This window comes from Bradyrhizobium sp. 215_C5_N1_1 (assembly GCF_052075935.1).
GTDB classification, from domain to species: Bacteria; Pseudomonadota; Alphaproteobacteria; order Rhizobiales; family Xanthobacteraceae; genus Bradyrhizobium; species Bradyrhizobium barranii.
In genome coordinates, this window is sequence record NZ_CP197228.1 from 4,602,160 (window position 1) to 4,623,421 (window position 21,262).

A 21,262-nucleotide genomic window follows, 5' to 3' on the forward strand; every position below is an offset into this window, starting at 1 on the left:
TTACTGCTAGCGCACACCCTAAAGTGGGGAAAAAGGGGGAAGCTGGCGATGGGGATCCATACTCTAAACGCGCTGACCGTAAAGAAGATCGAGACCAGCAAGACCGCGAAACTGCGCGACGGCGGCGGCCTTTGGTTGGTGACCAAGGGTAAGGGGCGATATTGGATCTTTGACTACACACGCGGCGGCAAGCGCCGCCAGATGGGCATTGGTCCGCTACACACGGTTGGCCTTGCCGAGGCGCGCCAGAAGGCCGAACGCGCGCGGGATCTGATCCGTCAGGGTTTCGATCCCTTAGAGCAACGCGCCGTTGCGGCCATCGAGGCTGCCAAGGTGCAGGCAGGTGTGAAGACCTTCGGCGAGTACGCAGACGCCTATATTGATGGGGCCGTGAAGGCCGGCCGGTGGCGCGGCGCCAAGACCGAGGCTGGATGGCGGAACACGCTGACCAACCATGCCGCACTGATCCGACCCAAGCCGCTGGCCGACATCGGCGTGACAGAGGTTCTGTCGGTCGTAAGGCCGCTATGGGGTACGAAACAAGAGACAGCCGAGAAGTTGCGCTGGCGACTCGAGCGCGTGCTGGATGCGGCCAAGGTCGAAGGGCTTCGCAGCGGCGACAATCCCGCCGCATGGAAGGGCAACTTAGAACACGTCCTCCACAAGCCCGACGCATCGCTACGTGGTCATCACGAGGCCCTGCCCTACAAGGCGGCGCCCGCCTTTATGAGGCGCCTGCGCGCCACCGACACAATACCTGCGCGAGCGCTTGAGTTCCTGGTCCTGACGGCCACGCGCAGCGGCGAGACGCGCCTAGCCGTGTGGGACGAGTTTGATCTCGATGCTGCGACGTGGACGATTCCTGCAGAGCGGATGAAAGAACAGAAGACCCATCGCGTGCCGCTCTGCGCTCGCGCCGTTGAGATCGTGAGGGCGATGAAGAATCAATCGCTCAATCAGTTCGTTTTCCCGGGCATGCGTGCCAACCGGCCCCTGTCGGACATGACCTTCGGGAAGGTAATCACGGCCCATGGTGGCGGCGGTGCCGTCGCTCATGGCTTCCGGTCGACCTTCAAGGATTGGGCCACCGACGAAACAGACCACCAGCGAGAGATCGCCGAGGCCGCCCTCGCCCATGCTGTCGGCGACGCAGTTGAGCGGGCCTATCGTCGCGGTGAGGCACTGGAGAAACGCCGAGCGCTGATGGACGATTGGGCTGCGTATTGCGGCAGGGAGTAAGCTGGACAAAGCCTACGTAGGCGTACGTCGCTCGTTTTCAACGCTATTGGCCGCCCTCAGAAGCTCTTCGATATAGGCGGCGATGTCGCCAATCGCAGCCCGCAAGTCGGCCTCCGGAATGCCCTGCCCCTTGGCAGCCTCGATGAGACGTCGCGAGAGTTCCGGCACATCCTGCGACGCGCCCGCAGTATGGTCCTGTTCGACTGCATGTATGCAGTTCTCTACCCAGAAATCGATAAACTCGCGGGCCCTGTCTGACATGTGACGTCCCCTGCTGGGACACGCTTAGCGCGCCCTTCTCAAAAGGGACAATCGAAATCACGGTTCCCGTGTGACTAAATGAAAGGCTCTTGGGAAAGCGGCAGCCCGCCCCCTCGGGGAGGCGGATTCGGTTCGTTGCGCAGGATAGCTACCGGCGGGCGCCGAGCAGGATGATCTCGTCGTCCGCCCGGGCGTGCTCTAGCCGCAGCGTACCCTTCGGGTCGTGGCGCGCGGCCCAGTCGCCCGCACCAATAATGGGATCGCAACCCTCGGCTCGGAGATGGACGTAATAGGATTGGGCGCAAAAAGGCGTGGAGAGGTCAATTTTGATGGTGGCGGCATCGCTGAGATTAGTCATTGGTATTATTTCCTCACAAAAGCGTCCTAGCGTGACCGGGGACCCGGTTATGGTTCGTATCCAGCCCGACATGGCCAAAGAACTATACGACTGGCGCCGCAAGCAAGATGACCTTCCGGGTCGACCAGAGGCGATACGGCGGCTGGTGGAAATCGCGCTACATAAGAAGCGTTGAGCAAACTAAGATCCACACCGCTTCACCAATAAGAGTCATGTCGCGCATCAATCACGAACGACCGATCCTTCGTAAGCATCCGGCGTAGGCCGCGACCTGATTGGATTATTCTGGTGGCCAGCGCTTAAGCAACCTCGGATTTTCTTTATAGATTTGGATGAGCTCGATGAGGCGCTCGATGCCGAAGTCGGTGAACGCTTGAACGCCGTCTTCGCCAACGCCGAACACCCAAATGGCGCCGTCCTCGATCTCCATTTCGTTGGCGACGTCTCGTAGCCAATCTTCATCTTCGCCGAGGTCTTTCGCGACCCGGGTGATGGTGGTGACGTGATGGACCTTGTTGACGCGGGTGGTCATGCCGCTCGAGCGGAGTTCGCTGACGCCGGCGTCCAATTCCAGGGCAGCAGTTCGTCAAGCCGATGCGACGGATGGGCGGCGATCCGCGCGAGGACGTCGGTCAGCCAGGCTTGCGGGTCGATGCCGTTCATTTTCGCGGTGATGATGAGGCTGTACATAGCTGCCGCGCGCCGCCCTCCGCGATCAGAGCCGCAGAACAGCCAGGACTTCCGTCCAAGGGCGATGCCTCTTAGGCCTCGTTCTGCGGCATTGTTGGACAGGCATACCCGCCCCTCCTCGAGGAACAGGGTGAAGCTCGCCCAACGCTTCAGGATATAGTTGAACGCCTTGGCCAGGTCGTGTCCCCGGGACAGCTTGGCGAGCTGCTCCCGCATGTAGACTTGAAGCTCCTCGACCAGAGGCCGGCTCAGCGCCTGCCGCACCTGAAGACGGCCTTTGGGGCTCCTGCCGTTGATGGAGCGTTCGATCTCGAACAACGCATCGATCCGCCTCACGACCTCGATCGCAATCGGCGAGAGCGGGATCTCCTTCTTGCCGGTGGCCTTGCGCCGGGCATTCTCTTCGATGTCGGCCATGGCAAAGAACGGACGCCGTCCGTGCGACCAGCAGGCAGCCTCCCGGATCGGTCCAGGCTGGCGTCCCGCCAGATAGAGCTGGTTATACCCGTCATAGGCGTCGGCCTGCAGGATGCCGGCATACCGGGCCAGATGCCCCTGAGGATGCTCGCCCTTGCGGTCGCGTGAGTAATAGAACATCGCCGCCGGCGGGTCCGTGCCCCCAAACGGCCGGTCGTCCCGAACGTAGATCCAGCATCGTCCCGTATCGGTTTTGCCCTTGGCCAGCACCGGCACGGTCGTGTCATCGGCATGAAGGCGCTCGGCCCCCATGACATGGGCTTCCAGCAGGCGCAGCAGGGGATCCAGCGAGGCACAGACCGCCCCAACGGCATCTGCCATGCTCGACAGTGCTATTGGCACGCCTTCCAGCACATAGCGCTCGGCTTGGCGGTTCAAAGGCTGATGCTGACCGAACTTCTCGAACATGATCATCGCCAAGAGGCTCGGGCCAGCCCATCCCCGGGGGACGGCATGGAACGGTGCAGGTGCCTGGCTGATCTTTTCGCAGTCGCGACAGGAGAACTTCTCCCGAACCGTCTCGATCACCTTCCACTGGCGCGGCACCACGTCCAGCGTGCGCGTCACATCCTCGCCAAGCTTGCGCAGGCGATTGGAACCGCAGCACTCGCACGCCGTCGGCGGATCAACCACCACCCGTTCCCGGGGCAAATGCTCGGGGAAGGTCTGGCGCTCGGCGCGCTTGCGGGTAAATCCGCGCACCGTCGTCGTCTTCGCCACGGCCCGCTCCGAGGCGAGCTCGTCCTCGGTGGCGTCGGCTTCCAGCTCCTCGAACGTCAGCGCCAACTGCTCGATCAGGCGCGACGAACGCTCCGACCGCTGGCCGTAGATCTGATGCCTTAGCTTGGCGATCTGCAGCTTCTGCTGCGCGATCAGCGCTTCATCTTCCGACGCTTTCGCGCGGGCGACCGCGAGTTCGGCGGCGATCTCCAAACCCTTCGCGCGCTCGACTGCCAGCGCCTTCTTCAGGGCGGCAATGTCATCCGGAACAGCGTCGCGGTCGGCATCCATGAGACGCAGTGAATCACAGATTGGATGCGATGGGACTCCCCACAATGCAAAAAGCTGCGGATTTTGCGCTCAGCCCGCGCTCCGCGGCCGCCAGCTCAGCTGCGGATTCCGCCAGTCGATTCCTTCCAGCATATAGGCCATCTGCGCCGCCGAGATTGATACCGCGCCGTCCGACGCCGACGGCCAGATGAACTTGCCTCGATCCAGGCGCTTGGCGTAGAGCGACATGCCAAGCCCGTCATGCCAGAGGATCTTGACCAGATCGCCGCGGCGACCGCGGAAGATGTAGAGATCACCAGCATGAGGATTGCGCTTCAGGCTCTCCTGGACCGCAAGCGCCAGGCTTTGCATGCCGCGGCGCATGTCGGTGTGGCCGGTGGCAATCCAGACCCTGACGCCGCTCGGGATCGGGATCATCGCCGTCTCAGAAGCTCAAGAACCCGCTGCAGCGCCTCCGTGTCCACGTCCCGGTCAACGCGCACGCGACAGCCCTCGCCAAGCTCGATCTCGATAATGCCGGCCCTTGGACGCTGCGCAGGCGGTGAAGACACTGGTTGTGGCACGTCACTCGAGAGCGGAGCCGCCCCAGGCGTGATCTCAACCGGAACAAGCGCCGGCGCGGTATCCCCGCTCAACTTGCCGTCGCGCGCCAACCGGCGCCACGTGAACAATTGGCTTGTCGACAGCCCGTTGCGTCGTGCCGTCACCGACACCAGACGCGGCCCGCCATAGCTCTCGGTGACGATCCGCTGCTTTTCTTGCAATGTCCAACGGCGTCGAGCGCCCGTCGAAACGACTTCAAGTCGGGAAACCTTCGGCATAGGCATATGATCAGTCATACGCCTATGTCTTCATCCTCCATCGAACCGCGCAAGGCGGTCCCCGCCGGAGCGATACGATCCTTCAACTGATTGACGATCTCAAGAAGCGGCGGCGCGAGAAGGCGGGGCCGCCGTCAAGCTCATCAGGAAAGCAAATAGTTAAACGTGATATTGCAGCGCTGGATGCCTCATCAAGGGCTCTCGTCCATGACTGTGCAGTACGCGTTCTCGATCATTTTGGTACTCATAACGACGCGCGCATTCCTCAAAGATTGTTGGAGGCCGTAGACGGGACTACTAAAACGAGTCTCGCGTCCTGGTTCGCCGAGTTTTCCAGTCTAAGAATATCGGACGAGGATGGAAAACTGATATTTGACAGATCGCGGGCACACCGCCCGGGCGCGGCCATTCAAACTCCCTATTGGAAGTTGGCCAAATCCACATCACCACGTAGACCCTTTGACTTTGCTGATGATCTAACGGTGTTTCTCCGACGTTCGAAGAAAAAGATCGAGGCTGGCGCGGCTGAAATGGCGCTATTAATCAAGATCGAAAGACTGCTGGACGAATGGTCCCGCCGATTCTAGCGCGCCCTGGTCTCGCCAACCTAAAACTGGAGTGAAGCGATGCGTTGCGCAGTCTGCGCGAAACCTGCTGAGCCGCTGCCGAAAACTCATGACGGCGATGGTTTTCACTGCGCTGCATGCGGCGATTATGTAGTCTCTGGGACCGTCATCACTTCCAGATGGCTGGAGGGGCGGTCACCCACCGAGCGGCTGAAAGCGCTAGAGAATGCGAAGCGGCAAGCCCAAACCGGCAAGCTTCCAGTGATTACCACCTACTCGCTTTGACCTTAGGCGATCGCGCGTTTAGCCGTACGCGTTATGCAAGAGCAAGCCGCGTGAGCCGATCAATGATATGCCGCTCTAACCCACGGGCGACTCGGACTGAAGGCCAAGAAATAGATGCCAGCGCGTGCCAGCCATCTGCCGACCAGCTCGGAGCGAGATGCATTGCAAAAACTGCGGGCGGGTCGCGAGCTGACGCTGAGAGCCCTTGAGCCCACCGGCCAGCGCACCATCGTAAATATGCTGTCCAAGGTCTGGATTGAGCGTGGGAGCACGGCAGGGACGTACCGAATCACGCCAGCGGGCCTCGCTGCCTTGCGCGTCAAGATACCCTAACGCCGAGAGCTGATTCGCATTTCGCCGTCAAAGGCACAGGAACCATCCTGCGGGCCAGAGATTTCTCTCTAGCTTCAGGTTTCCCCGGCCTGAGGCGCCTCAACAGCGGCCTCCGCGTTGCCCCCGCGGGGGCCGTCCTGTATGCGAGGTACCATGGACGAGAGCTTGAGGGTGATGCTTGCGATCGGCGCGACAGCGACCGTCGCCGCTGGGGCGTTCTTTGCCATCCGCTTTATCGTGGGATTTTACGGATAGGCGGCGTGGGGTGTCGTCGGTCCAGTCAATCGAATCGGGCATGAACCGAATTCGGCGCGGCAAAGATGGCGGCTGGATGGAGCCGTCCACTCCAAAGACTAGTTGCCCTCCGCGATTGGCTCGCCTTATGGTGGCGGCGGGTCTGGGGGGCTCGCTTGATGCTGTGGTTCAGAAAAAGCAATCGTGGGAACGCACAGTGCTGTTTGGTATCGGCGCCCTACTCGCTCAGACAGATTTTGATGGCGAGCGGCCGATCGAGGGGGAGTGCGGAGATATTCGGGTGACGAAGTAGAAGCTGACATTGGCAAATTTCTTAATGAGCGATTCTGTGTGGTTACCTCGTAGATTACTCCGGCTTGCGTCGTGTGAACCTCTTCACATGGGTATGACATCAGGACGGTTAATCTCCAGTCGCTGGCGAGAGGTTTCAGTTACAGCGGGAGGCGGCCGTGGCAGCAGACACAAAGGCGGACGACTGGTTTATTGCTGCGCACGTGCTGAGGGTACGCACGTCGTCGGGCACCGCATCGATATCGTTTAAGATTGGCAGCAGGGTAGCTAACATCGCAGCACTGTTGGGTTGCTCCGGACCAATCTCGGGAAGTGGTGTTGCGGACACGGACTTCCAATTAGACACGCAACTTATGCGCACCTTCAGCGGCCCATTTTCGTTGAAGGACATTAAGGGGCATCGCGGTGACGTCACGCAAAACGTGTCCTTTTCACCAGATGACTTGTCCGGCGTGGCATTCAATAAGAGTGGAAGCGTCTTTTTTAATTTCGATTTACCCAACACGAACCCGATGACCTTTACGATCAGGGGCCAGTGGATGGTAAAGATGGTCCTTAATCTTGGTACGACGTTCGCAATCTAGTCCGTGTACTCACATGTGATGCCGGGTTAGGCCCCGAAATCGGACACCAGGCGCGGACAAAGGCATGTCCACTTAGGGCTAGCAGCGGACCTCCGGCAACGTCACGACGCTCCTGGGTTTGACGCGGGTTTCTTGTCGACCACGTGGCAAGCCTGTAATCAAGAGTTACCGACAGTTCGATCAAGCTCAGTTGGGCGGCCTCGCTCGCGGTGCGGCATGTCTTGAAGGAGGCGCGCAATACGGCGCCCGCTGACGAACATCAGCGCGTGGTCGAAGGGCTTCCGTTATCTGAGAACAGGCTGTGTCGGAGCGAAGCCCCGAAACGGATCATCGGAAGTTGAGAGTCCTTGTTTGGCGCCGTCGGGCGGAGTGGCGCCGAGGAATGGGTTCCGCCAGGCTTCCTCGCTCGTGCGATTGCAGAAATCCGGATAGCTGCATTCGCTCACCGAGCCTTGCCCCGTCAAGCTACCGAGTGCTCGTCTTGGGTGCGATCGGCGGGGCGGGTGGCGTGGAGGTGCAGCTTGCAGTGCCGAGTGGAAGGTGTGGTCCCGCTCTCGAACCTTCTTGGAGTCCACTTGGGAGTCCATCCGTGCCTGCGCATTTCTCCCCTGTTCCCAGGTCTTAAATTGCCGGAATAGTGCTTCCTTATCGGCCTCCGACTGAATATTGGCGACGGCCGGGTTCTCTTGCAGGAATGCCTCAAAGTGTTGTCGCTTTACCGGTTCGACGCCGTGTTGGTCGAGCCATTGCTGCGCGAGCGGCAGGCGATTCCAGCCCGCGAGTGGTGCCGTCAGGGAGACCTCCTTCCACTTGGGATGAAAGGGCGGGTTCTGCAAATCGGCGAATTTCGAGAAGAAGGCGTCAACGAACAAGGCGAGCTTGCGACGGGCGTTCAGTGTTGGGGGCCCAATTGTATGCTGCGAGCACCGCCGGCACCGCGATCGTTTCCACCGTTTCTCCCTCGGGAATCAGGTTCGGATAGTCTTTCGAGGTCAACGTCGCCGGCAGATAATCGCTCTGCAGGGGTTTCGAATAGTCGACCGCAGCAAGATGAAAGGAGCCGTCATTCTTGAAGGCAGTGACAGACACGTATGGCTTGCCGCCCACCACGATGACGGCGTCGAGCTCGCCCTTCTTCAACTTTTCCATTGCGATCCGCTGCTCGATATAGACGAAGTTCGCTTTGATCCCGAGCCGCTCGAAAATTGTCAGTGCAGTCACAAACGTGCCGCCATTGGGCAGGTCGACGCTCACCGTCTTACCTTCGAGATCGCTTAGAGTCTTGACTGCCTTCGGTGCGATGACCTGCATCTCCTCATTGTAGAGCTTGGTCACATAGGTGAACTGCTTCTTGATGTTGTTGGCGAAGCCCTTCTTCTCGAGATAGTCGAGCGTGTCGGCGCGCACGATGCCGAGATCGACGCCTTTAAGAAAGAGGATGTCGGCGATGCTCTGCACCGAGCCTCGACCGGTGATCGGCAGGACGCGCAGCTTACCGTCGTCGTCGAGCACGGAAGCGAGGTCTGCACCGAACTGCACATAGGTGCCGCCGATCGTACCAGTAAGCAGCGTGACCGTGTTGGCGTTCATTGCCTTCTTGGTCGAGACCGAGCCGAATTGGAAGACTGCCTTCAGGCTGTCACTAACCTTGGCCGGGTCATACTCGGTCTGTCCGGCATGGGCCGCAAATCCAGAAGCCATCAAGATCATCGCGGCAATCATTCCAAGGAGTTGACGCACAACATCCTCCTGGCATGTGGAACCTGCCACACGGACACAACCTCTCGAATCGTTGATCGTTCCCATGTCACTGTCGAACACTTCTGCTCCGGGTCAAAAGGCGAAGAACTCAGCGTGAGCCAATCTCGTCCGCTACGCCCCACTAAGCTGACCTCAGTGAGGCGTGTCGCCACTTCGCTGATGGGCCAATAGGAGACATTTGCTCACCAGCAAAAGTCTTCCCGAGACCGGCCAGTGCCGAGCGCGGCTTTATCTTTCTCGCAGCACGAAACCATTACGCTGCTCATCTATTGGTATGTATAGCGGCGGAACCGGAAAACGGCAGCCGTCTGAGAAAGCCGCGCGGAGCAATGCCCGAGCGGCTTTTTTATGCGCCGTGTCCTTATCAGCGCATCAGCAGGCTCCGAGGTTTGGGACGAAAGCAGATGAGGCCTTTAGCGAGACAGCCATTTAGGGCACGTACCACCGAAGAACTTATGGCGCTGCTCAGCGCAGTAGCTACTGCAATTCTTGCGGTCATCATTATCTCGATGCTCTATTTTGGCCGGGATATCTTCGTGCCCGTTGCTTTGGCTATTCTACTCAGCTTCGTGCTGGCGCCGCTGGTCGGAATACTGCAGCGTATCCATGTCCCCCGCGGATTAGCCGTCGTGAGCGTGGTTATACTTGCCTTCACGCTGATTTTCGCGATGGGGAGTCTCCTCGCCACGCAACTGACGCAACTCGCGGGAGACCTCCCGCGTTACCAATCGACGATAAGCGAAAAAATTCAGTCCTTCCGGGACACAAAAGCCGGCAGGGGCACGCTGGAACGCGCCTCCGACATGCTGAAGGATCTCAGCAAAGAACTTGATAAGCCAAAGGATGCACCATCCGCACGTGGCTCAGGCTCTGTCGCTGGTTTCAACACGCCCGCGCCGCTGACGCCGGTTCCGGTAGAAGTACGCCAGCCCGATCCTGGCGCGCTGGAAAGCTTGCGGACTTTGATCTCGCCGCTGGTTCATCCTCTCGCGACAACCGGTATCATCATTATTTTCGTCATCTTCATTCTGCTTCAACGCGAAGATCTTCGTAATCGTCTCATTCGATTGGCGGGGTCATCCGATCTCCAACGTACGACGGCGGCGCTCGACGACGCGGCGAGCCGCCTTAGCCGGCTGTTCCTGACTCAGCTCATCTTGAACGGCGCATTTGGCGTGGTGATCGGGATAGGTCTGTGGCTCATCGGGATTCCAAGCGCGATCCTTTGGGGCATCCTGGCGGCAGCTCTCCGCTTCGTTCCCTACATCGGCGCCGTCATCGCGGGCGCGTTCCCGCTTGCGTTGGCAGTAGCCATCGATCCCGGCTGGTCGATGCTGCTATGGACGCTCGCGCTTTTCCTAGTTGTGGAGCCGGTCGTGGGCCATGTCATCGAGCCGATGGTTTACGGCCACAGCACAGGGCTTTCTCCAGTTGCCGTGGTCGTGTCGGCAACGTTCTGGACTGCACTATGGGGTCCAATCGGGCTCGTCCTCGCGACGCCGCTGACGGTGTGCCTTGTCGTGCTAGTGGCTCTGCACAGTGATTTTGACAGGTTGGGTCCGGCGGTCAGATTAGCTCCGGCAGGAGTTTCGGATCAACGAGGACCTCGATGCTGCGAGGCGTCCTTGGCTGCCGTCTGATGAGGCGGGCGCGTTCCAGTGTCAGGACCATCTGGTGAACCGTAGGCGGGCTGACGCGGAAATATTCCTGCATGTCGGTTTCGGCCGGGGGCCTGCGATGCAGCCGGGTATAGAGGTGGATAAAAGCCAGATACTGCCCCTGCGTGGGCGTGAAGGGTTTTGTCGAAGGACTCACGCCGGCCATCCGATTCAGTTGTTCGTGCGTGCCTCGAACGAGGAGGCACGCCATGAATGTACGCTATCGGGTCGAACTCAGCCAAATCGAGCGCACCGAACTGAGGGCGCTGCTCAGCGGCGGCAAGCATGCGTCCCGCAAGCTCAAGCGAGCGCAGATTTTGCTGGCCGCCGATGCCGAGACCAGCGACGAGGAGATCGCAAGGAGCGTCGGCGTGAGCGGCTCGACCGTGTACCGGACCAAGCGACGCTTCGTGGAAGGCAATCTGGAGCGGGCGCTGAGCGAAGAGCCGCGTCCCGGGGCGGAGCGCAAACTCACGGGCAAGGAAGAAGCCTTGCTGGTGGCGACAGCCTGCGCCAGTCCGCCAAGGGGCCGTGCCCGCTGGACGCTAAAGCTGCTGGCGGGTGCGATGGTCAAGCTCACCGAACACAAGAGCCTGTCGCACGAGACGGTTCGGCGGCGCCTGGCCGAGAATGCCCTCAAGCCCTGGCGCAAAGACATGTGGTGCATTCCGCAGGTCGACGGCGAATACGTCGCCCGCATGGAGGATGTGCTCGACCTCTATGCCGAGGCGCCCGACTCCAGGCGGCCAGTGGTGTGCTTCGACGAAAGCCCGGTGCAACTCATCGGCGAAACGCGTCAGCCCATCCCGGCCAAGCCCGGCAGGCTCGAACGTTACGATTATGAGTATCGTCGCAATGGCACGGTCAATCTCTTCGTTCTCCTCGACGTGCATCGTCCCTGGCGCAAGGTCAAGGTCACCGAGCGGCGAGCGGCAAGGGATTACGCCCAATGCATGCGTGATCTCGTCGACATCCATTATCCCGACGCCGAGATCATCCGGGTCGTCCAGGACAATTTATCGACCCACTCCGCCGGCGCCCTCTATCAGGCGTTCCCGCCCGCCGAAGCCAGGCGGATTTTGCGACGGCTCGAGTTCCACTATACCCCAAAACACGCAAGCTGGCTCAACATGGTCGAGATCGAAATCGGCGTCCTGCGGGGCCAGTGCCTGGATCGCAGGATCGACGACCCTAAGCGACTGCGCCGCGAAATCACCGCCTGGGAACGACAACGAAATGCCGCCCGCTCCCGCATCAAATGGATGTTCACAACAGACAAGGCTCGCGCCAAAATGGCTGGCGCCTACCCCGCCACTTCCAAAGAGTCATAATCTCTGTGACGAGGTACTAGGGCGTCATGTGGAACGTCTGGAATTTCTTGATGTCATGTTCGGGGACCGGCCGGCCCTTTCTCCCCCCGAAATATTTTACCAGCGGATGCTGGCTGGTGATCCGACGGAAGCCGCCGAAAAGGCCGAAGAATTTCTGAAAGAACGGTCGCTGGCCTCGTACTATGATGAAGTCGCCTTGAAGGGTTTGCAGCTAGCGCAAGCCGATGCCGAGCGCGGCGCGCTTGACCAGGAACGTCTAACGAAGATTCGAGACGCGGTGAACGAATTTGCCAGCGACCTTTCGGATCAGGAGGACCGGCCGCCGGCGAAAAGCAATTCAACCACCGACGCGGAAGCATCGTCCGCGGTGGAAAGCGTTGCAGAAAATGCGACAAATGAAACGTTGCCCATTCTCAGCAAGGAATCCCTCCCGCCGGGATGGCAGGGTGAACATCCCGTCCTCTGCGTGGCGGGGCGCAGTCGCATCGATGAGGCGGCCGCGATCATGCTGGCTCAGCTCTCGACGACGCACGGCCTGGCGGCGCGAGTGGAAGGGGCGGAAGCGCTCTCCACGACGAATGTCTTCCGCCTTGATACCACCGGCGTTGCGATCGTATGCCTGGTCTATCTCGATGCCAATGGACCAGCGCACATGCGTTACTCCGTTCGACGCCTAAGGCGAAAGTTACCGAAGGCAACCATTATCCTGGGCTGTTGGGTCAAGGAAATCGACCCGGCTGCGCTGGAATTGTTGCGGGAAGGCGCGAAAGCCGACCTCGTTGCCGCGAGCCTCGGTGAGGCGGTCAAGCTGTGCATCGAGGCGACGGGAGTGAAGGACCAGGAAGCCTCCAAGCAGGAAATGTCCGCAACAGTAGCTGCGTGAAGTTTCCATCATGGCCTCGTGAAATCAGGCAGACGTTGTCGGCATATGCCCAATGCTGGAAAGGTTATTTGAGTGTGGAACCAATCTAATCGAATTCGCTGCGTCTTGATGGTGTGCGCGACAATCACCACGACTTCGACCTTCGCGGCTAACCCTGATCAAGGCGAAAATCTCGTCAAACGATGGTGCGCAGGCTGCCATCTTGTCGCAGCCGATCAGAAGGGCGCGAGAGCCGACGCTCCAACGTTCGCGTCCATCGCAGCGAGGCCGGATTTCGACCCCGCCAAGCTAGCGTTCTTCTTGCTCGATCCACACCCGAAGATGCCTAATATGCAGCTCAGCAGGGATGAAGCGTCAGATATCGCCGCCTATATCGGGACACTCAAGTAGCAGCAGAAAACACGCCGCCGACGCGGAGCACGCGCGATCCCGAACGTTCCGCGCTTGATGACCGACAAAGTGTGGTCGAGTTCAAGAAGTCCGCAGCGCGCCCATCTGCTGCCGAAGATTGGTCTACTGTACACCCACCATGTGCGGTCAGCGACGCAATTTGATGCCTTGAAAGAGCCAAACGGTCCCTTTGCCTGAACAATCGACGTCTGTTCTGGGTCAATCTTGTCGGTTTTCCCGCGAGCCGCTGACTTCCGCTCTAGCCTGATAAGCGGACTCGTCAGATCGGACCGGCATGTCTCAAACGGGCCATTAGCGGAACAGTCGCGCTCTCGCTATTTGGAAGGCTTCTTGGTCCAAAGGCGGGTATGTTGCCATTTGCAAGGCAGGCCCTGTTCCCGCGGGATGGTTCTATGGACGCGAAGTCAGCCGCACGATTTAAACAGCACGTAGAGCGAGTCATTGAGGAGTTATCCTTGGCGCTCTGAAGCCAGGAGATCGTCTATTCACGGGCCGCAGAGGGCCGGACCGCAGCCTGACGACACGGCAGTATGCACGCCTGCGATCGGACTGGCTGGCCGGTATAGGATTGGACCCTCACCTGTTCGGAACGCATTCACTCCGACGAACCAAGGCGACGCTCATCTATCGTCGCACCGGCAACTTGCGAGCCGTGCAGCTCCTGTTGGGGCATACAAAAATCGAGAGCACCGCTACCTCGGAATAGAGGTCGATGACGCACTCGCAATAGCAGAACAGGTGGACGTCTGGCTGCCCTGGCAGAGCCGACCTGCCCTGCCCCTCCGTTACAGGAGGCTGCGGGCCCGAAACGGAAGTCGCGCTGCGTCATTCAATCACTTCATCGCCCGTGGATAGCCGTCGCACCAATTGCGAACACCACTCTCCAAGTCTCGTCCAATCGATGCCTCGCACAAAAAAAAACGGCCCCAGCATCGGCCGGGGGGCATGATGATGCTGGGGCCTCCGGACAGGCTCTGACCTTGTGGGACAGAGACCGTCACCGGAAAGACAAGCCGGGCAGCATCCGGACGTTCCCAGCCCAAGTCTTAATCTCCGCTACTTCATATCTCTTGCCCGAGAGCGCGCGGGATCTAAGCCGCGCCGCCCTCGGGTGCAACTGTCCAGTCCCAGCTGGATTCCGTCGCCGTAGGCAGCCTAAGCGATTCCAACGCTAGGCAGACCTAAGCGACACCTTTTCCACACCACGACGGGCAGTAGCTCGAGCTCGTTCCGCGCCGCCAGGTTTTGACGCAGGTTTTAACGAGTGGCTTCGGGAACGTTCGGTGGTGGCGTTGCTTGGAGAGCAATGACGAGCACGACCGTAGTTCTCATTCCCGGCATGCTGAACGCCCTTCGCCTGGTGCGCGTCTACGGCTTTATGGTCGAGCGCAGAGACGGCCTGTATTACCCCGGCAGCAACCAGCCGGCATGCTCGAAGGCTTTGGCAGAGAAGATGGTTGAAGGCGGCTGGCTGGTGAAATACGGAGAGCGTTATCAACCTACAGAGAAGGGTTGGCACGCAGGAGAAGCCGGTTGAGAAGTTTGGCTGCTGTCCGAGTCGCCAAATGATATCAAACCTGAGAAGGTTCCTGCAAAGGCGTGAGCCCTATCGCTCCTCGCCCTCAAGCCGTTGAGCTTCATTTCGATAGTTTTGTAGCCATCTCTTCGAGAGCTTCCCGGCCCAGACCGGGGAGGCAGAACTTCGCCTTCTCCAAGGTCGAGGCCGTCATATCCCTCAGGCCTTTAGGGGGTCTTTCTGACGGTTCTCGATCGACGCAGCCGCCCGACGGCAATCTTCGGCGACCTTCAAAAGGCCGACGCGCTCAAGCTCCATGGAAGCTATCGCTGCATGTTCACGGCAAATTCGCTCTAGTCTACGGAATTCCCTTAGCTCTCGGTCCACGTGCCCTCCGCGATGTGAGGCAATGATCACGTCAACGATCGACTGATGAGAAGTGACGATCCGTAAGCTTCCCGTAAGTAAGGCTAAGCAAAACGGGAAAATCAAGCAACTCTTTAGCAGCGCTTAGAAATGGAACCCGAACACCACGGCGCCCTTTAGAAGGCGCCGGTGTGAAACGGCGGGCGATGTCCACACCCACGACAGGCAGTATATCGCGAGCGTTGTTACAGGTCGCAAAAAACGGCCCCAGCACAACTAGATGCCGGAGCCGTTGGAAGCCTTGGCGGTAATGGGGGCGCCAAGGTCTACTAAGGTCTAGGAAGATTCGGCAACCGGGTCTGTATGCCCTCCGACATAGGCGGCGCACTGCTCGCGCTCTCTGAGTGATCGACGCTCCTTAGCTTTTCCACACCCACGACCCGCGGTGGCTCATGCTCGTTCCGAGCCGCTAGGAATCGATAATTTGCAAGGTGCATGCGATGCCGGTTTGATCGAGGCATGCCTCGCCCCGCCAGACGCCACATGCCTACGCATGCCGACGGTCGACCGCGCAAGATCACCATCGGCGAGATGCGGGAGATGGGCGTTCGCGGCGTGCTGATCTATTGCCATTGCGGCCATCACATTGCTCTGGACGCCGACCGCTGGCCTGACAGTGTAAGGCTCTCCGATCTCGAGCCGCGGTTCGTCTGCCGGGGTTGCGGTAATCGCGGCGCCGAGGTTCGGCCGGATTTTGAACGTGGCAACCCGCAGCTCGCAATCATGGGGTACCGAAACACGCAATGACCAAGGGCTGGGGGCGGCTTTTCGAGGAGCCGATCGAGGTGGACGGCCGCAAGCTGGTGACCCAACGCCCTCTTTTACGACCAGTGAGGAGCGACGATTGCAGCCATGCTGAACGCCACAACGCAGGCGGCGGCCAGGGACCACAGTGCTATGGCGATCTCTCTAGGCATGCGTATTGAACGACACTCTGTGGAACGGGTTCCTAAGTGGACGAGACCGCCAACTCAGACGGCCCGACACCAGCCGTAAGTCTAGCGCCGGGCCTAACCGGGCGGCGTCGGGGAAGCCAACCCCGCGGGGCTGTTCACTACCCTACGCTCGCTTTATCGCCCGCACCGTAAATTTCGTGAGAGCTTCAACCGTCCGTTGAGGCTGTAGACCCCTAACTAAGCGGAAGCCCGTGGGCCCTCTCGAGACTGGGCCGCGGGAAACTTTAGGGCCTTGTGCTTGGGGTCCAGGGCCCGCCAGCGCGAACTGCGCATACGAAGAGGCCTCCAACTGGGAGGCCTTAACTTCAGGTGGGGACTCTTAGACCGGGGGACCGCAGCCACTCGCTGATGTGCGAGCCGGTTTCAGCCTGCCGTGCTTTCCTTTCGACGGCTTCGCGCAGATTGCCATGCGGAAGCAATTCGGCTTGTTCATGCAGGCGCTTCGCCTCTTCGGCGAGACGTTCTTCAAGGGATTGGGTTTGCGTGAAATGCCGACGCATGGCGCTGCTCCTATCTAGAGGAGGCGGGAGCGCTAATGGCGTTCTCATCACCGATGAAAGCCAGGGCCGCGCGGTGATAAGGTGGAGGGTGGCACATCTTTGTTCCCCGTGATGGTCAATATTGCTCACCTCCGAGGCCCGCCAGCGTGAACCGGCGGCGAGGAGATCGCCAACTGAGGCGGCCTTACTTCTTTTGCTCGGGATGAAGCGCAGCCCTTTGGACTTGCATCTCCTCAATGAGCTTTTTGATCCCGTCATGTGCTAACTGATCGTTTATTCGAGTCGCATGACGACGGTAGCGCTCGATCTTTCCGTCCAGTTCCTTGCACTTGTCGCACATCATCATTCCGCATTCGCGCTGGATGGGCGGTCCCCAATGACCGTCCTCAAAGTTAGACGGCCAAGCTGTCGATTTTGTTCATCTATCGAATTAGGACACCCCCAAAATCAACTTAGGACACCGGAGCTTAACCACGGACAGCTCCCCTTTTTCGTAAGCGCTGTTCAGCGGCCACCTACCGGATGACGGGGTGATCTGCGAGTCTGCGGTTTGTTCGGACCGTTAGGCTTAGAATGGACACAGTGCATAGTGCTATCGCGGAGCCGGTGCGGCGGCTTGAGGTCTTCACCGGAGCCGGTCGTCGGCGGAAGTGGAGCGACGACGACAAGGCGCGGATCGTCGCCGAGATCGTGGCGAGTGGCGACTCGGTGTGTTCCGTGGCCCGACGGCATGGATTGTCGCCGCAGCAGTTGTTTGGTTGGCGCCGCCAGTTGCGAGAAGCAGCAGGCGGTCATTCCGAAGCGGACAAAGTCCAGTTTGTGCCAGCGGTGGTGGAGGCCGTGGTACCGGCGCCGGCAGCTCACCAGGAGCGTAAAGTGGTGCGCAAGGCAGATAGCGGGATCATCGAGATCGAAGTGGACGGCATCACGATCCGGGCCGGTCGTGGTGCGGACCCAACGATGATTGCGTCGATCGTCCAGGCGCTGAAGGCGAGCCGGTGATCGGTCCGTCGGGTGCGGTCCGGGTGATGGTGGCGACCAAACCGGTAGACTTCCGCAAGGGAATGGAGGGGCTTGCTACCCTGGTGCGCGAGAGTATGGGGGCTGACCCATTCTCAGGAGCTGTCTATGTGTTCAGGGCCAAGAGGGCGGACCGGATCAAGCTGGTGTTCTGGGACGGAACGGGTTTGTGTCTGTTCGCCAAGAGGCTCGAGGATGGAATCTTCCGCTGGCCGAAGATCGAGGACGGTGTGATGCGTCTGTCGTCGGCGCAATTGTCGGCGCTGCTGGAGGGGCTCGACTGGCGGCTTGTGCACGAGGCACGGGAAACGTCGAAGCCAACGCAGGCCGGATAGCTGTTGGCGGCGCTGCGGCGAAGTGAATCAGGAGCGTCGGACGCGTCGCCAGATGGCGGCGAATATGCTCTGAATTGGGTGTGAGCGACGCCCTGCCTGACGATCCCGAGACGCTGAAAGCGATGCTGCTCGCCGAGCGGTGCGAGAGCGAGCGGCTGCGTCAGATCATCAAGGAATTGCAGCGGCATCGGTTTGGCCGGCGGGCAGAGACGCTGCCTGAAGATCAGATGCTGCTGGGCCTGGAAGACGTCGAGCAAGTGGCAGCGTACAGCGAGACGGCGCAGGACGTGAGCGCACCTGAAGGCCGTGAGGCGCGGGCTCGCAAGCGCCGCGGCAACCGTGGTGCCTTGCCGACGCACCTGCCGCGGATCGAGGTCGTCGTCGACATCGAGGACAAGACCTGTCCCTGTTGCCAGGGCGAGTTGCACCGGATCGGCGAGGATCGGAGCGAGCGGCTGGACCTGGTCCCGGCGCAGTTCCGGATCCTCGTGACCCGGCGTCCCAAATACGCCTGCCGGGCTTGCGAGGACGGCATCATGCAGGCGCCGGCCCCGGCCCGGCTGATCGAGGGAGGATTACCGACCGAGGCCACCGTCGCCCAGGTCCTGGTCTCCAAATATGCCGATCACCTGCCGCTCTACCGGCAGGCCCAGATTTACGCCCGCCAGAGCATTGAGCTCGATCGTTCGACGTTGGCGGACTGGGTGGGACAAGCTGCCTTCCACCTGCGTCCGTTGCATGAGCGCCTCCTTGGCAAGCTCAGGCAACGGCCAAAGCTGTTTGCCGATGAAACGACGATGCCGGTGCTCGATCCCGGCCGCGGGCGCACCAAGACCGGTCAGCTCTGGGCCTATGCGGCGGACGACCGGCCATGGGGCGGCGCCGATCCGCCGGGCGTCGCCTATGTCTATGCGCCCGATCGCAAAGCCGACCGACCGATCGCCCATCTTGCAGGCTTCAAGGGGATCCTGCAGGTCGATGGCTATGCCGGCTATGGCAAGCTCGCCGAGCGTGGCGAGGTTCAGCTTGCATTCTGCTGGTCGCATATGCGGCGTAACTTCTACGAACTTGCCACACCCGGTCCCGCGCCCATCGCAAGCGAAGCGCTTCAGCACATCGCCGAGTTCTACGCGATCGAGAAGGACATCCGTGGCCGCAGCGCCGAGGAGCGCCGCCTCGTCCGGCAGCAGAAGGGTCGGCCGCTGGCGGAAGCCTTCGAACGGTGGCTCCGCGCAAAGCTCGCTTTGATCAGCCAAAAGGGCAAGCTAGCCGACGCCATCCGCTATGCGCTCTCACGCTGGGAAGGCCTGACGCGCTTCATCGAAGATGGCCGTATCGAGCTCGACAACAACGCGGTCGAGCGATCAATCCGCCCGATCACGCTCAACCGGAAGAATGCGCTGTTCGCAGGCTCCGACGGCGGCGCCGAGCACTGGGCCATCATCGCTTCCCTGATCGAAACCTGTAAGCTGAACGATGTCGATCCGCTTGCCTATCTGACCGATGCCCTCACCAGGATCGCCAACGGCCATCCAAACAGCAACATCGATGAGCTGCTTCCGTGGGCCTATTGCCGTCACGACCTCAAAGCCGTGGCCTGAGAACGACGCTTACCCTTTTTCAGGGGGACCGTTCAGAGGAACCGCAAGGGCGGCGAATGTTTGAGTCGTCGCTGGCTCGCCGCCGAGCTGGCGGAGCGGCCCCGGCCTACCCCCTCGACCCCTGAAGCCGGGGCCGGCTCTCCGCCCAAGGACAGCCTTGAAGTGCGTAGCCCTGCTCCTGCGAGTTCAACTGCGCGGAAGTCGGAGGGAGAATGTCGTTCCCGTTTGTTCGTTAGAGGCGACAGAAATTTCGCCGCCGTGGGCTTCGACGATTAATTTCGCGATATAGAGACCGAGGCCCAGATGTGTACTGTGCTCAGACTCATCGCTGACGTCCTGGCCGCGCATCCAAGAGTGAAATACTAATTTTTGTGTGTCCGTGGGGATTGGTGAACCCATGTTGTGCACGGCTATTGTGACGGTGCCGGGATCGTTGCCTACGATCCTCACAGTGATGGGCTGCTCTCGGTCGCCATATTGGGTGGCGTTGCCCATCAGGTTCGACAGCACCTGTCCCAGGCGCGCAGCGTCACACGAGCACGTAGGATCTCCGTCGTGCGCGACCTCAAAATCACGATCCGTGTGGATGGCGCGTAGCTCATCTGCAATCTCCTGACAGAGCGCCACCATGTCGATTTTGGTCTTTACAACTGGGAGTTCAGTACCGAAGGACGAGCGCGTGAGATCGAGTAAGTCATTTAAAATTTGTGTCGCCCGGCCGGCCGCCGTCCTAATCTCCGAAACCACCTTCGCCTGTTTCGGATTTGTTATTCCGGATCGCTCCATCCACTGAGCACCCATCGAAACCGCGCCTATGGGGTTGCGCAAATCATGACCCAGCACGCCCAAGAACAAATTGCGGGAGTCATTAATCGTCTTAGTGTAGTGAGCTACCGACTCCGTGACAGCCTGATCAATCGCTTCATTGAATCGCGTGAGGTCTTCAACATCGGTTGCAGCCAGCCCTTGATGATGAGCCACCCATTGCTTCACAACACTTGCGCGAAGCGCCCGGTATTCGGAGACCATCTGGTCGATGTCAAAACCATCGGCAAGGCGAAGAGCGGCATGAACCTCAGCCGCGCTCTCGGAAAACGGATTGTCTGGAGGGCCCACGCCGCGCGATTTATCAAACCTCTCTCGCGCAGTCTGCGCAGATTCGAGGTCGTCTGCAATAAACCCGAGAATATCCACGACATGATCTTGCAAAGCTAGCTTCGTCATCTTGTCGCTGGCCGGCGATATAGTTCGCGCGAAATCGATCCATTCCTTGACGATAGCGGCGTGGTTTTGCCGAATGAAGTCCGCCAGCCGGCGTTCATGCCCTCGTGTCTCACTTGGATTGGTCACAGCCGGCCCCTTTGCGCATGTTGAGTATTCTGCCGTGGTTTCTTTTGTTAAGGTGAAAGCCCGGCATGCTTCGAGTGAGTTCAGAAACGCTTGTTAGCGGCGGCGCAGGCTGAAGAGGTCAATGACCGAAGCCGCCAAACTTAGGCGGCCCTACTCTTTCGGGGCGGGGGGGTGATTCGCGGCCTTCGCTTCCGTCGCCTGTGCGATCAGGATTGCAATTTCGTCCAGTGTTTGCCGGTCGTTGATCCCGAGTGACAATCGTCGATATCGGGCGATCTTATCGTCGTACAGAGTGCACTTTTCACACATGCTTCCGCTCGCATATAGGGCGGGAGCATGAAGC

The 21,262-nt window shown here is 60.0% G+C and carries 17 protein-coding genes and 4 pseudogenes; 12 read left to right on the forward strand and 9 right to left on the reverse strand.

The window, feature by feature from the left end; all coding sequences use genetic code 11:
* Window positions 1-48: 48 nt before the first annotated feature.
* Entirely contained in the window at window positions 49-1,239 is a 1,191-nt protein-coding gene (locus AB7G19_RS22155; RefSeq protein WP_441268086.1) for a tyrosine-type recombinase/integrase, read from the forward strand.
* Between the two features lie 12 nt (window positions 1,240-1,251).
* Here AB7G19_RS22155 and AB7G19_RS22160 read toward each other — a convergent pair whose 3' ends face one another.
* The 6 genes from AB7G19_RS22160 to tnpA (AB7G19_RS22185) all read right to left on the reverse strand — a co-directional run bounded on the left by AB7G19_RS22160 (window position 1,252) and on the right by tnpA (AB7G19_RS22185) (window position 4,875).
* On the reverse strand, window positions 1,252-1,500 hold the full coding sequence (locus AB7G19_RS22160) for a DUF768 domain-containing protein (RefSeq protein WP_038958497.1): 249 nt from the start codon (window positions 1,498-1,500) through the stop codon (window positions 1,252-1,254).
* A 148-nt stretch (window positions 1,501-1,648) separates the two neighbouring features.
* On the reverse strand, window positions 1,649-1,858 hold the full coding sequence (locus AB7G19_RS22165) for a hypothetical protein (RefSeq protein WP_441268087.1): 210 nt from the start codon (window positions 1,856-1,858) through the stop codon (window positions 1,649-1,651).
* A gap of 280 nt (window positions 1,859-2,138) precedes the next feature.
* Window positions 2,139-2,390 carry a hypothetical protein gene (locus AB7G19_RS22170; protein WP_283017309.1) on the reverse strand — a complete coding sequence of 84 codons (252 nt, stop codon included), beginning with the start codon at window positions 2,388-2,390 and terminating at the stop codon, window positions 2,139-2,141.
* A complete protein-coding gene (gene tnpC, locus AB7G19_RS22175) occupies window positions 2,387-4,036 on the reverse strand; it encodes an IS66 family transposase (protein WP_283017310.1) in 1,650 nt (549 codons plus the stop codon). The genes AB7G19_RS22170 and tnpC (AB7G19_RS22175) overlap by 4 nt, the downstream gene beginning before the upstream one ends.
* Window positions 4,037-4,105: 69 nt before the next feature.
* Window positions 4,106-4,453, reverse strand: coding sequence for an IS66 family insertion sequence element accessory protein TnpB (gene tnpB / locus AB7G19_RS22180; RefSeq protein WP_283017311.1), 348 nt, complete (start codon window positions 4,451-4,453; stop codon window positions 4,106-4,108).
* Window positions 4,450-4,875 carry an IS66-like element accessory protein TnpA gene (gene tnpA / locus AB7G19_RS22185; protein WP_283017312.1) on the reverse strand — a complete coding sequence of 142 codons (426 nt, stop codon included), beginning with the start codon at window positions 4,873-4,875 and terminating at the stop codon, window positions 4,450-4,452. The genes tnpB (AB7G19_RS22180) and tnpA (AB7G19_RS22185) overlap by 4 nt, the downstream gene beginning before the upstream one ends.
* Before the next feature lie 1,870 nt (window positions 4,876-6,745).
* Here tnpA (AB7G19_RS22185) and AB7G19_RS22190 point away from each other — a divergent pair.
* Window positions 6,746-7,171, forward strand: coding sequence for a hypothetical protein (locus AB7G19_RS22190; protein WP_063982908.1), 426 nt, complete (start codon window positions 6,746-6,748; stop codon window positions 7,169-7,171).
* 611 nt (window positions 7,172-7,782) lie between these two features.
* Here AB7G19_RS22190 and AB7G19_RS22195 read toward each other — a convergent pair.
* Window positions 7,783-8,893, reverse strand: a pseudogene (locus tag AB7G19_RS22195) (TAXI family TRAP transporter solute-binding subunit); the annotation flags it as partial.
* 494 nt (window positions 8,894-9,387) lie between these two features.
* Here AB7G19_RS22195 and AB7G19_RS22200 point away from each other — a divergent pair.
* The 7 genes and pseudogenes from AB7G19_RS22200 to AB7G19_RS22230 form a co-directional block, all read left to right on the forward strand.
* Window positions 9,388-10,458, forward strand: a pseudogene (locus AB7G19_RS22200) (AI-2E family transporter); the annotation flags it as partial.
* A 341-nt stretch (window positions 10,459-10,799) separates the two neighbouring features.
* Window positions 10,800-11,921 (forward strand): IS630 family transposase, encoded by a 1,122-nt coding sequence (locus tag AB7G19_RS22205; protein ID WP_063981152.1) that lies wholly within the window; start codon window positions 10,800-10,802, stop codon window positions 11,919-11,921.
* A gap of 1 nt (window position 11,922) precedes the next feature.
* A pseudogene (locus AB7G19_RS22210) lies at window positions 11,923-12,804 on the forward strand (AI-2E family transporter); the annotation flags it as partial.
* Between the two features lie 108 nt (window positions 12,805-12,912).
* On the forward strand, window positions 12,913-13,194 hold the full coding sequence (locus tag AB7G19_RS22215; RefSeq protein ID WP_063982906.1) for a c-type cytochrome: 282 nt from the start codon (window positions 12,913-12,915) through the stop codon (window positions 13,192-13,194).
* 487 nt (window positions 13,195-13,681) lie between these two features.
* A pseudogene (locus AB7G19_RS22220) lies at window positions 13,682-13,962 on the forward strand (tyrosine-type recombinase/integrase); the annotation flags it as partial.
* A gap of 559 nt (window positions 13,963-14,521) precedes the next feature.
* Complete coding sequence (locus tag AB7G19_RS22225) at window positions 14,522-14,752, forward strand: hypothetical protein (RefSeq protein ID WP_135217208.1); 231 nt, start codon at window positions 14,522-14,524, stop codon at window positions 14,750-14,752.
* Between the two features lie 864 nt (window positions 14,753-15,616).
* Complete coding sequence (locus AB7G19_RS22230; RefSeq protein ID WP_135217207.1) at window positions 15,617-15,904, forward strand: hypothetical protein; 288 nt, start codon at window positions 15,617-15,619, stop codon at window positions 15,902-15,904.
* A gap of 514 nt (window positions 15,905-16,418) precedes the next feature.
* Here AB7G19_RS22230 and AB7G19_RS22235 read toward each other — a convergent pair.
* Window positions 16,419-16,613, reverse strand: a complete 195-nt coding sequence (locus AB7G19_RS22235) for a hypothetical protein (protein ID WP_084795114.1) — start codon at window positions 16,611-16,613, stop codon at window positions 16,419-16,421.
* Between the two features lie 573 nt (window positions 16,614-17,186).
* Between AB7G19_RS22235 and tnpA (AB7G19_RS22240) the strand changes: the two genes are divergently transcribed.
* The 3 genes from tnpA (AB7G19_RS22240) to tnpC (AB7G19_RS22250) all read left to right on the forward strand — a co-directional run bounded on the left by tnpA (AB7G19_RS22240) (window position 17,187) and on the right by tnpC (AB7G19_RS22250) (window position 19,569).
* Window positions 17,187-17,615 (forward strand): IS66-like element accessory protein TnpA, encoded by a 429-nt coding sequence (gene tnpA, locus AB7G19_RS22240; protein ID WP_135179689.1) that lies wholly within the window; start codon window positions 17,187-17,189, stop codon window positions 17,613-17,615.
* Window positions 17,612-17,968 (forward strand): IS66 family insertion sequence element accessory protein TnpB, encoded by a 357-nt coding sequence (tnpB, locus tag AB7G19_RS22245; RefSeq protein WP_441268088.1) that lies wholly within the window; start codon window positions 17,612-17,614, stop codon window positions 17,966-17,968. Before tnpA (AB7G19_RS22240) ends, tnpB (AB7G19_RS22245) begins: the two co-directional genes overlap by 4 nt.
* Before the next feature lie 122 nt (window positions 17,969-18,090).
* A complete protein-coding gene (tnpC, locus tag AB7G19_RS22250; RefSeq protein ID WP_441268832.1) occupies window positions 18,091-19,569 on the forward strand; it encodes an IS66 family transposase in 1,479 nt (492 codons plus the stop codon).
* Window positions 19,570-19,755: 186 nt separating this feature from the next.
* On the opposite strand, the gene AB7G19_RS22255 is transcribed toward tnpC (AB7G19_RS22250), so the two are convergent.
* Window positions 19,756-20,919, reverse strand: coding sequence for an ATP-binding protein (locus AB7G19_RS22255; protein ID WP_441268089.1), 1,164 nt, complete (start codon window positions 20,917-20,919; stop codon window positions 19,756-19,758).
* Window positions 20,920-21,262 lie beyond the last annotated feature (343 nt).

Bases quoted from the DNA above. Each gene is read 5' to 3' on its own strand.
- AB7G19_RS22155 (WP_441268086.1), top strand. From the start codon at position 49: ATGGGGATCCATACTCTAAACGCGCTGACCGTAAAGAAGATCGAGACC.
- AB7G19_RS22160 (WP_038958497.1), bottom strand. From the start codon at position 1,500: ATGTCAGACAGGGCCCGCGAGTTTATCGATTTCTGGGTAGAGAACTGC.
- AB7G19_RS22165 (WP_441268087.1), bottom strand. From the start codon at position 1,858: ATGACTAATCTCAGCGATGCCGCCACCATCAAAATTGACCTCTCCACG.
- AB7G19_RS22170 (WP_283017309.1), bottom strand. From the start codon at position 2,390: ATGACCACCCGCGTCAACAAGGTCCATCACGTCACCACCATCACCCGG.
- tnpC (WP_283017310.1), bottom strand. From the start codon at position 4,036: ATGGATGCCGACCGCGACGCTGTTCCGGATGACATTGCCGCCCTGAAG.
- tnpB (WP_283017311.1), bottom strand. From the start codon at position 4,453: ATGATCCCGATCCCGAGCGGCGTCAGGGTCTGGATTGCCACCGGCCAC.
- tnpA (WP_283017312.1), bottom strand. From the start codon at position 4,875: ATGACTGATCATATGCCTATGCCGAAGGTTTCCCGACTTGAAGTCGTT.
- AB7G19_RS22205 (WP_063981152.1), top strand. From the start codon at position 10,800: ATGAATGTACGCTATCGGGTCGAACTCAGCCAAATCGAGCGCACCGAA.
- AB7G19_RS22215 (WP_063982906.1), top strand. From the start codon at position 12,913: ATGGTGTGCGCGACAATCACCACGACTTCGACCTTCGCGGCTAACCCT.
- AB7G19_RS22225 (WP_135217208.1), top strand. From the start codon at position 14,522: ATGACGAGCACGACCGTAGTTCTCATTCCCGGCATGCTGAACGCCCTT.
- AB7G19_RS22230 (WP_135217207.1), top strand. From the start codon at position 15,617: ATGCCTCGCCCCGCCAGACGCCACATGCCTACGCATGCCGACGGTCGA.
- AB7G19_RS22235 (WP_084795114.1), bottom strand. From the start codon at position 16,613: ATGCGTCGGCATTTCACGCAAACCCAATCCCTTGAAGAACGTCTCGCC.
- tnpA (WP_135179689.1), top strand. From the start codon at position 17,187: ATGGACACAGTGCATAGTGCTATCGCGGAGCCGGTGCGGCGGCTTGAG.
- tnpC (WP_441268832.1), top strand. From the start codon at position 18,091: ATGCTGCTCGCCGAGCGGTGCGAGAGCGAGCGGCTGCGTCAGATCATC.